Origin of the sequence: Actinosynnema sp. NPDC059797, from assembly GCF_042732085.1 — a bacterium.
In the GTDB taxonomy this organism is placed as follows: Bacteria; Actinomycetota; Actinomycetes; order Mycobacteriales; family Pseudonocardiaceae; genus Actinosynnema.
The window spans coordinates 2,082-4,707 of sequence record NZ_JBHWIE010000477.1 but is presented as its reverse complement, the minus strand read 5'-3'; the positions used below and the strand labels follow the sequence as shown (position 1 = coordinate 4,707).

At 74.8% G+C, this 2,626-nt stretch carries 5 protein-coding genes; 1 reads left to right on the top strand and 4 read right to left on the bottom strand.

Annotated elements, in window-relative coordinates; all coding sequences use genetic code 11:
* From ACFV4N_RS40115 to ACFV4N_RS40100, 4 genes are all read right to left on the bottom strand, one after another.
* On the bottom strand, positions 1–248 hold a 248-nt coding region (locus ACFV4N_RS40115; RefSeq protein ID WP_499677923.1), incomplete at its 3' end, for an SRPBCC family protein.
* Positions 245–463, bottom strand: coding sequence for a hypothetical protein (locus tag ACFV4N_RS40110; protein WP_499677922.1), 219 nt, complete (start codon positions 461–463; stop codon positions 245–247). The genes ACFV4N_RS40110 and ACFV4N_RS40115, both read right to left, overlap by 4 nt.
* An 83-nt stretch (positions 464–546) precedes the next feature.
* Positions 547–771: a hypothetical protein gene (locus ACFV4N_RS40105; RefSeq protein WP_499677921.1), complete on the bottom strand. Its 225-nt coding sequence runs from the start codon at positions 769–771 to the stop codon at positions 547–549.
* Complete coding sequence (locus ACFV4N_RS40100; RefSeq protein ID WP_499677920.1) at positions 768–2,129, bottom strand: HAMP domain-containing sensor histidine kinase; 1,362 nt, start codon at positions 2,127–2,129, stop codon at positions 768–770. The genes ACFV4N_RS40105 and ACFV4N_RS40100 overlap by 4 nt, the downstream gene beginning before the upstream one ends.
* A 313-nt stretch (positions 2,130–2,442) precedes the next feature.
* On the opposite strand from ACFV4N_RS40100, the gene ACFV4N_RS40095 reads away from it, so the two are divergent.
* On the top strand, positions 2,443–2,626 hold a 184-nt coding region (locus ACFV4N_RS40095), incomplete at its 3' end, for a hypothetical protein (RefSeq protein ID WP_499677919.1).

Sequence of the window (2,626 nt, the reverse complement as noted above, 5' to 3'; positions counted from 1 at the left end):
ACCCGCAGCTCGCCCCGGTACGTCGGCGCGGCCCGGTCGCCCCACTCGATCCGCAGGTTCGCCCAGTCCACGTCGAGCCGCCGCTCCACCACGTCGTCGCCCACCCACAGCCGGACCAGGTCGGGGCCGTACCGCTCGACCTCCACGCCCGAGGGCAGCCAGGCCGACAGCTGGTCCAGGTCGGTGAGCACGTCGAACACCGCCTCGGCGTCCGCGGGCACGGACCTGGTGCGCTCCGCCGCGGTCACGACGCGCGCACCGAGATCGCGGCGGCGAGCCGGTACCTCGCGAGCCGGTGCAGCATCTCGGCCAGCGCCTCCGGCTGGATCTGCCCCTCCAAGTCCTGGCGCGCGTCGAGCACGGTGCGCGCGACCACGGTGCGCGGCAACCGCCCGCGGAACTCGGCGGTCAGGTTGTCCACGGCTTCGCGGCAGTACGGGTCCTGCTGGTGACGGTCGACCACGGCTGCTCCCGATTTGTCCTGGTTGGTCCCTCCATCTTGCGGGAACCCGCAGGTGGTTCACCTGACGAGTACCTGACGATCACTCAGGTGGACGCGGTCGCGGTGGTGGTCGGGGAGGCCGTCGCCGAGGAGGTGGTCGTCGTGGAGGTGGTCGTCGGCGTGGTCGGGTCCGGCCGCTGGGTGAGCGTCGGCGTCGGCGCCGGCACGACCTGCGAGGTGACCAGGGGTTGCGGCTCGTCCTGCGCGGTGACGCCGCAGCCGGTGAGCAGCGACGCCACCAGCGCGAGCAGGCCCAGTGCCGATTTCACAGCTCCGCCTCCGGTATCTCCACGATGAACCTGGCCCCGCCACCGGGGCGCTCCTCGACGCGGACCGCGCCGCCGTGGCGCTGCACGTGCTGGGCGACCAGCGCCAGGCCCAGGCCGCTGCCGGTGTCCGCGCCCCGGCTGCCCGCCCGCGTGCCCCGGTCGAACCGCTCGAAGATCCGGTCGCGCAGCTCGACCGGCACCCCCGGACCCTCGTCGTCGACCTCCAGCCGCGCCTGCCCGGCGCGCCGCAGCACCGCCACCCGCACCGCGCCGCCCGCGTGCCGCGCGGCGTTGTCCAGCAGGTTGCTCACCACCCGGTCCAGCCTGCGGCGGTCGCCCAGCACGTGCGGCGCGGGTCGCTCGACCTCCAGCGGCACCGGCTCGCCCGGCCGTGCCGCCAGCACGTTCGTCACCAGCGCGGCCAGGTCGATCGACTCCAGGGTGGGGTCGTCCACCTGCTGGTCGGCGCGGGAGATCTCCAGCAGGTCGACGACCATGCGGGCGAACCGGTCGACCTCCGAGGTGAGCAGGTCCAGCGCGCGGCCGGCGGTGCCGGGGATCTCGGCGCGGCGGCGGCGCAGCACCTCGGCCGCGTTGACCATGGTGGTCAGCGGTGAGCGCAGTTCGTGGCTGACGTCGCCGGCGAACCGGGCGTCGCGCAGCACGCGCCGCTCCAGGGCGTCCGCGGTGGCGTTGAACGTCGTGGCCAGCGGGGTCAGGTCCGGGTCGGACTGCTCGGGCAGCCGGGCCTTCAGGTCACCGCCCGCGATGCGCGAGGCGGCGGCGGTCAACGCGGTCAGCGGCCGCAGCGCGCGCCTGCCCGCCCACGAGCCCAGCGCGACGCCCAGCAGCCCGCTCGCCACGGCCGCCGTCACGAGCACCGCGCTGAGGAACCGGAACGTCCGGTCCAGCTGCACCATCGGCGCCATCTCCACGTACACGCCGTCCGCGTTCGTGATCGGCAGGGTGACCGCGTACACCGGTATCCCGTCCACCACCAGCCGCTGGGCCGCGGGCACGCCGTCGCGGCCCATCCGCAGCAGCGGTGACGGCAGCACCGACGGGTCGACCTGCCTGCCGCTGGTGAGCACCTGTCCCGGGCGGAACAGCAGGATCGTGGTGTCGGGGCCGGCGGTGAGGCCGGTCAGCAGCTCCTCCAGCCCGTGCGAGCCCGTGCGCAGGGACTCGTCCACCAGGCGCACGTTCACCTCGGCCTGCCGCACGGCGCTCTGCTCGCGCTGGCGCAGCATGTAGCCGGACGCGAGGTTCCACACCACCAGGGCGAGCGCGCTGGTCAGCAGCAGCGATCCGACGCCGAGGACCACCGCGACGCGCCAGCGCAGCGACAGCCGGTGCACCCCCCTCCTCGGCCGTGGTCCGGTCGGGCCCCGGCCGAGGGCGCCGGGGGCCGGTTCGTCGGGCCGGGCGCGCGGGGCGGGCGATGGGTCCATGGCACCCAGATCCTCCACCACGACGTGGCCCGCCGCCGCCGTCGCAAGGTGATCGCAAGGTTGACGGCGGGAACCGGCCGCGGCGCGGGGAGGGCGGTCCGGCCGGCGAGCGCGCGACCGCCGCCGCTGCTCTGTTCGAGTGATCAACTGCGGAGATCGGCATCCGGGCGGGGCGCCGGGCATCTACTGGTGCGAGGGCCCGGAGCCGGTGAGGAGGACGATGACCGTCGACGAGCGGGTTCGCGAGATCGCCAGGGGAGTGGTGAGCCGGGTGGCTCCCGAGGAACTGGTCTTCTTCGACGCGGCGAGCGAGGCGTACTTCCGCGACCGCGGCAGGCGCGAGGTCAGGGCCGGCCGGGACCCCTTGGCGTTCGGCGTCACGGAGGTCGTCACCCTGGTCACGC